The organism is Neobacillus vireti (assembly GCF_036962465.1).
GTDB lineage: Bacteria > Bacillota > Bacilli > Bacillales > Cytobacillaceae > Neobacillus > Neobacillus vireti_B.
In genome coordinates this window covers 22,332-29,044 of record NZ_JBALNF010000088.1, presented here as the reverse complement: position 1 = coordinate 29,044, position 6,713 = coordinate 22,332, and the positions used below count along the sequence as shown (strand labels likewise).

Here is a 6,713-nt window from a genome sequence, read left to right as displayed (position 1 = left end):
GTCCACCCTCCTTTTATGCTGGCATAAAAGGAGGGTGGACTTTTTTATTAATATCGATTTACCAAAAAATCCTTCTTTTTTTTGTGCATGTTGTCCATTTACCAAAAGATTAAAATAATTTAATCTTTAACAGATTAAAAGCGCTTTCTAATTAGAGGGGAGGTTCCATCTACCTAGTATCTAATGCACATTTAGTTTTTCATGGATAATTTAAAAATTACGGTGAGATGATCATGAAATTAATAAAGGAAATTCTTCGTTTGGCAATTCCATCGATTGCAACCTTCTCCTCCATGACGGTTACAGGTCTGCTTATCTTGATGATGATTGGAAAGCTTGGGGCTACTGCGATTGCAGTGGTCGGAATCACCAATGTTTTAATGTACAATTTATGGGCCTTGTTTTCCGGCAATCAAGGAGCCATCAACTATTTAGTTGCCCAAAACTTTGGATCGGAGAACATGAAGCAGGGCAATCAGCGTATGCAAATTGCAATTATTCTAGCTGCCATGCAGGCGCTTCTTTTATTCTGTGCCAGCTTTATGATTCCTCATTTCATTCTAGAGGTCATGGGTTCAAACACAGCGATTCTAAAAATTGGAGTTCCGTATGTTCAGGTACGTATGTTTGCGATGATGTTCACTGTATTTAATATTATTTTTTATGCCTATATGAGGGCAACAGGGGATACGAGAACACCCATGATTATATCTTTAATTAATAGTGCACTTGTGGTGTTTTTAACTTATGTGTTAGCATACGGAAAACTTGGCTTTCCAAACTTAGGCTTACAAGGAGCGGGGTGGAGTATGGTGGCAGCGGAAGGAATTACATTCCTGCTAAATGTACTTGTCTATTACCGCTTTTTAAATGAAAAATATTTTACCCGCTCATGGGTTCGGATTGAGCGGCAGCAGGTTCGATTATTGCTGTTTGAAAGTTCCAAGCTAGGGATAACAGAGTTGTCCAATAGTATGGGAATGTTGATATTTACTGCTTGTATTACTCGGCTTGGCACTGTTGCGATTGCCGCCAATGAAATTGCTCTAAATCTTTTATCTTTTGGGTTTATGCCGGCAAATGGATTTGGAGCGGCTTCCACTGTTGGGATTGGTCAAGAAATTGGTAAAGGGCGGCCGATGGAAGCTAAGCGGTTTGGGTTGGTAACGGTTTACCTTGGCATAGGGTTTATGTTATTCATTTCGATCTTCTTATTTGTTTTTTCCTTACCGGTGGCTAAATTGTATACCTCTGATTCTGCGGTGTACTTAACTTCTGTTTCCCTGATTCATTTAGCATCGTTTATTCTATTATTTAGTGGAGCTGGCATTATCCTTGCAGGCGGGCTTAGGGGAGTAGGCGATACAACCTTCTTGTCTCGGGCTTCCTTATTATTGAATTGGATTTACTTTATCCCATGTACGATTTTGTTAACTCAAGTTTATCACTTAGGACAAACCGGCGCCTGGACCGCTTTTTGCAGTTTAATTGTTCTACAATTTGCAGCAAATGCTTGGCGATTTAAGTCTTTGAATTGGACATTGGCCAAAAGTAAATCAGAACCAATTTCACGAAGAAAGTCTGTTAACGTATAATTTTTAGGAAATCAAAAGAGGGTATGCCAAAAGGAAACTTTTCGGCATACCCTCTTTTTGTCTATAACTATTTTAACTGTCCTTTTTAAGTTGGAACTCTTTCACTTTCTGAATTTGTTCGTCCGGCCACCATGCGCCGCAGTCATCAGCAACGATACAAGCAGCACATTTTTTCAGGTCATACACGATCATTCCTTTAATAGGAGGTGAATAAAGATGAAGGGTGATCAAATCCGTTTGATTGGAGGCTTGCATTTTATGAATCGCCTTTTTCGGTGCATAAAAATATTTCCCTTGATGGTGGTACTCCTGAAACAATTCAGCAGGCAAGCTAGTTCCGCTCATTTCATAAACCGTATTAAGAGAGGTGCCGGAGAGGACTTGTATCCAGCCATGTGAATGGCCATGGTCATGAGGGGCGCACTCCAACTGTGACCAATTCATCACGAGCATCTCGATTTCTTCATTTTTAAATAATAGTTTTCGATTATACGGTTTTCCTAGGGTTGGTTTTGGGAGGTCGTCAAAATCTCTAAGTTGTATATTTAGTTTTACTAGTGCATCTTTTAACTGTTCTTTAGAGGGACTTTTTAAGGGGTCTAATACATTCTTTATCCTGCTTATCAAAGTCATAAAGTGCTCCTCCTATGGATGTTTTTTCTTGAAGTGGCTCAACAAAAGAGGCACAAGCTGACCGTTAACAATAATCACTCCCATTATAATTATGATCCCCCCGGCAATACTTATGAATAAAACTTTTTCTTGTAATAGTAAGACGGCAGCAACTAATGTTGAGACAGGCTCCAAATATAGAAACATGGATACCTTAGAGGCCTCTAAAACTTCGAGAGCCTTTCCCCAATACCAATAAGCAATCCCAGAAACAAAGACACCAAGAAACAACAAATGAGCCCACTCTGTATGATTCAACAGTAACAAGGATTCCCAGCCCTTGTTCCGGATCATAAAAGGTGTTGTTAGAATCAATCCTAGTAAACTCATATAAAAGGTCACCAACAGGGGAGAGTAAGGAATTCGTAAGCTTTTTAAAAGCACAGAATAAACAGCCCAGTTCAGGGTGCTTAAAATCATAAGAAAAAAGCCGATGTTCATGCTGAAGGCAAAGGATTGCCCACTTCTTGTCGTTGTAACTAGCAGTACGCCTGTTATGGCTAATACCATTCCCGCTGCCTTAGATAAAGTGATTTTTTCATGCAAAAAGAGAACGGATAGGATAACTGTAAAGATGGGGGAAAACGATATAAGCCATCCTGCTGAAGATGCCTGAATGGTTAATAATGCTGTCACTTGGAGCAATTGATGAACAAAAACACCAAGAATGCCCAGTATCAATAAATGGGGAAGATATTTAATCGAGACACGCAGCCGGGTACGCTGAATTAGTAAAAGCAGCAGTAAAAATAAGGCTCCTATTCCAAATCGAAATACAACGATTGAAAACGGGTCAAGTTTTGCTAGAACCGCCTTCGTCGATACAAATGAAATCCCCCAAAAACTAATTGATATGAGAGCATAAACCGAGGCAGTTAACTTAGAACTAGTATGGACCATGGACAGGACATTCCTCTCAGCAAAAAAGTGTTATTCTATTTTATGCTTGTCCTGAGAGAAGATGTTTGTTTCTACTGTGATGGCAAGGACTGGATATATTTGGTAACTTGTTCTTTCTGGTTATACATGTTACCATAAAGTCACCTATTATGTGTGACCATAAAGTCACATGTGATTCACTATATTTCTTTGAAAGGATCGTTGGAATGGAAGACGAACTTTCCACAGTTTTTAAAGCATTGGGACATCCAATACGCAGACGAATTCTTGATATTCTGAAGGATTCACCTAAAACAACAGGAGAACTTAACGACTATTTTCCTGAAGTCACTAGATATGCAATTATGAAGCATTTGTCATTACTTGTGGAAGGAAACTTAGTGGTCGTCAGGAGAGAAGGAAAATATCGGCGCAATTTTCTAAATGCTGTTCCACTTCAGAAGATGCATAATCGCTGGATTGGAAAATACATGCAATCAGCAGCCAATTCATTGTTAAATTTACAATCAGTAGTTGAAAAAACAGGAGGAGAATTAGATATGAAAGTAACAAACCAAAATCAAAGCCAAGTTTTTAAAATTGAGCAAGAGGTGTTAATTGATGCTCCACGTGAACAAGTTTTCAAGGCCTTAACAGAACGTGCCGGTGATTGGTGGGAGTTCCGATTGGCGCCAAAAGGAGTCCCATCTGAGTTTACCTTTCATCCTGTTCCGGGAGGGCAATTTACTGAAAAATGGGGTGAAAATCAAGGTGCCGTCTGGGGTAATGTTTACTATGTGAACGCACCTGAAGAAATCCGACTGCATGGTCATCTCGGAATGCAAGGGGCGGTAAACAGTTCCTATACGTATCGTCTCGTTGAGAAGGAAGGGTCAACAGTGCTGCAACTTTCCCATCATGCATCTGGAATCCTTCAGGAAAATTGGGAACAAGAACATTCCGAAGGATGGAAATATCTGCTTGGTACTCTGCTGAAAAATTATCTAGAACAAAATCGTTCATCAAAATAATAGGTGTAAGGAGATTAAATCGTAGATATGGTAGACGTGTTAACAGAAATAACCATCCGATGTCCGCTTCAACAAGTTGCCGAATATGCAGCAGATCCTGATCATGCTCCTAATTGGTATGTAAATATTAAATCTATTGAATGGTTGTCACCTAAACCATTATCAGTGGGTTCGAAAATGGCCTTCAAAGCACAATTCTTAGGCAGAGAACTTGCCTATGTATACGAAGTAGTCGAATTTATAGCTGGTCAAAAGCTTGTTATGAAAACGGCTGATGGTCCTTTTCCAATGGAAACCATATACACTTGGGAACCGATTGAAAACAATCTAACTAGAATGACGCTGCGAAATAAAGGGAACCCAACTGGATTTTCAAAATTGTTTACTCCCTTCATTGGTCCGATGATGAAAAAAGCAAACAATAAAGACCTGCAAAAAATAAAATTTATCCTTGAAGAATCACTAGATTAAATAGTATTCACAAAAAAAGAACTGTCCTAAAAGGAGCAGTACTCGTTTTCTAATTTACCATAAAATCAGACGAATTTATCCCAGAAACCAGTGAATCTTTTGCTGATTCCAACTCCATTTTAATAAAGAAAAGCTGGCCTTGGATTTTATCATTCTTACCGCATAGTAAAATAGCTTCGTTAATGAACTTAATCGTTTCGTTCGTTTTGTCAAATGCCAACGTAATTCGATTGTCAGAAAGATTAATGAGCAGTTGGTTATCTTGAATTTCAGGGGCAATCGGTATATTTTGGAATATTGGGTCGCTAGGAAAATAAGTATCAAAAGGTAAACCTTTAATCGCAAGATAAACCTCTGTAAGACTATCAATCGCATCTTGGTAGAATTGTTCTTTAATCGGATTTGGCGGGAAAGGAAAGGCATTCAGTTCTCGGAAAAAAATTAACGCACTCTCAGTATATCGAATGGCTCGTATTGTATAAGACAAGGCAAATCTTACATTTGAAACGATGTTAGAGGACAAGGTCTTCACTCCTAATGATGAATTCCTATTAGTGTATGTAAGGAAGACGAGCCCGTAAAGGACAATTAGGTAATTTATTCACAGTGGTTAGGATCTGTATAACCTTTTTTTGCATTAGAATAGGATCTATTTTCAAACTTAAGCCGGGTCAAGCGGCTTAAGTTTTTTTTATTTTTTTACTGGTGGATTGTTGATATCAACATGAAAAGGGAGAGAATTGTTTGTTTCATCTTCTCCATAAAATTGCGCCTGGATTTCTTGGTTGGCCCTCTCGGAATCGGAATTTGCTTCAGTTGAAGCCCTCGAATCATAGTCTTTAAATTTTTCCCCAAGAGATTGATTGGCTTCTTGGGCTATTTTATTGTTTTCTTCATTTTTGGTCAAAAGTACCCCTCGGATCTTGTTTTAGAAATGCTAAGTGATTCATTAACTGCTTATCTAAAAGAGGATGTAGAACTTGCAAGAAAATGTGCAGAAAAAGATGATGCAGTAGATGAAATGTATGGAAAATTAATAAATGAACTCATGGGGTATTTACAGAAGTACCCAAGTCAAACCAATCAGATTACACAGTTATCTTTTGTATGTAGATATATAGAAAGGGTTGCAGACCATTCAACGAATATCGCGGAACATGTCATTTATCTCGTAACAGGGGAACGTTATGATTTAAACGCATAAAATATTCGCGTTTAGACATCCGAAAGGCTGCCAAATCTAAAATGACGGAGGGCAGCCTTTTTTGTCATTAACACTTTGGCTCTTCCAATTTATAGCCGATTCCTCGAAATGTTTTAATATATACTGGCTTTTTCGTCTCTTCTTTTAACTTTTCTCTTAACCGGGAAATATGGACATCCACAATTCTCGTGTCGCTGGAAAAATCGTTTTTCCACACTGTGTTGAGCAATTCATCACGACTTTGAACTCTACCCCTGTTTTTCGCTAAATACAGCAGTAATTCAAATTCCTTCAAAGTTAGTTCTAGTTGGTTTCCTTTGAAATGGGCTTCAAATTTCTGAGGAAATATCACTAATTCACCAATCTCTATTTGTGCTTCCTCTGTGGCTGTGTCAAAAGCAGCCTCTGTTAGGATCTGAGTTCTTCTAAGAATCGCCTTAACTCTTGCGATCACCTCTCGCGGGCTGAATGGTTTAACCATATAATCATCGGCACCTAACTCAAGACCGATTATTTTATCAAGTTCGTCGTTTTTTGCGGAGAGTATTAAAATAGGAATCATAATCTTTTTCTGGCGAAGTTGCTTACAAACCTCCATCCCATCTAACTTTGGGAGCATTAAATCTAATAGAATAACATCTGGTGTCTCTGTTTCAGCTAGTCTTTTCCCCTCTTCACCATCCATAGCTGTGATAATGTCAAATCCTGCACGGCTCAAGTTAAATTGCAGTAAAGTTATTATGGATGGTTCATCATCGATTACTAGTATTTTACGTTTCATAAAATCCCCCGTTATTCTAATAAAATGCCAATCATCAATTCTCATTATTTTTCTCTTTATTAGGCTTGGTCTCTTAAATG

At 38.4% G+C, this 6,713-nt stretch carries 9 protein-coding genes; 4 read left to right on the top strand and 5 right to left on the bottom strand.

Annotated elements, in window-relative coordinates; genetic code table 11:
• Nucleotides 1-233: 233 nt before the first annotated feature.
• A complete protein-coding gene (locus V7077_RS26895) occupies nt 234-1,595 on the top strand; it encodes an MATE family efflux transporter (protein WP_335507688.1) in 1,362 nt (453 codons plus the stop codon).
• Between the two features lie 72 nt (nt 1,596-1,667).
• Here the strand turns inward: V7077_RS26895 and V7077_RS26890 are convergent, their stop codons facing one another.
• Together V7077_RS26890 and V7077_RS26885 are read right to left on the bottom strand one after the other, a co-directional pair.
• The gene (locus tag V7077_RS26890; protein ID WP_335507686.1) at nt 1,668-2,228 is read right to left on the bottom strand and encodes a cysteine dioxygenase; all 561 of its coding nucleotides are present in this window, start codon (nt 2,226-2,228) and stop codon (nt 1,668-1,670) included.
• Between the two features lie 12 nt (nt 2,229-2,240).
• Nucleotides 2,241-3,167 (bottom strand): DMT family transporter, encoded by a 927-nt coding sequence (locus tag V7077_RS26885; RefSeq protein ID WP_335507684.1) that lies wholly within the window; start codon nt 3,165-3,167, stop codon nt 2,241-2,243.
• Between the two features lie 206 nt (nt 3,168-3,373).
• Here V7077_RS26885 and V7077_RS26880 point away from each other — a divergent pair, with 206 nt between their 5' ends.
• Complete coding sequence (locus tag V7077_RS26880; RefSeq protein ID WP_335507682.1) at nt 3,374-4,177, top strand: SRPBCC domain-containing protein; 804 nt, start codon at nt 3,374-3,376, stop codon at nt 4,175-4,177.
• Between the two features lie 27 nt (nt 4,178-4,204).
• Nucleotides 4,205-4,648: an SRPBCC family protein gene (locus V7077_RS26875; RefSeq protein ID WP_335507680.1), complete on the top strand. Its 444-nt coding sequence runs from the start codon at nt 4,205-4,207 to the stop codon at nt 4,646-4,648.
• 49 nt (nt 4,649-4,697) lie between these two features.
• On the opposite strand, the gene V7077_RS26870 is transcribed toward V7077_RS26875, so the two are convergent.
• Nucleotides 4,698-5,171, bottom strand: a complete 474-nt coding sequence (locus tag V7077_RS26870) for a hypothetical protein (protein ID WP_335507678.1) — start codon at nt 5,169-5,171, stop codon at nt 4,698-4,700.
• Nucleotides 5,172-5,339: 168 nt separating this feature from the next.
• Nucleotides 5,340-5,555 (bottom strand): hypothetical protein, encoded by a 216-nt coding sequence (locus V7077_RS26865; protein WP_335507692.1) that lies wholly within the window; start codon nt 5,553-5,555, stop codon nt 5,340-5,342.
• Here V7077_RS26865 and V7077_RS26860 point away from each other — a divergent pair.
• Nucleotides 5,508-5,852, top strand: coding sequence for a phosphate signaling complex PhoU family protein (locus V7077_RS26860; RefSeq protein WP_335507676.1), 345 nt, complete (start codon nt 5,508-5,510; stop codon nt 5,850-5,852). The two genes, V7077_RS26865 and V7077_RS26860, sit on opposite strands and share 48 nt — an antisense overlap.
• A 67-nt stretch (nt 5,853-5,919) precedes the next feature.
• On the opposite strand, the gene V7077_RS26855 is transcribed toward V7077_RS26860, so the two are convergent.
• Nucleotides 5,920-6,633 (bottom strand): response regulator transcription factor, encoded by a 714-nt coding sequence (locus V7077_RS26855; protein ID WP_335507674.1) that lies wholly within the window; start codon nt 6,631-6,633, stop codon nt 5,920-5,922.
• Nucleotides 6,634-6,713 lie beyond the last annotated feature (80 nt).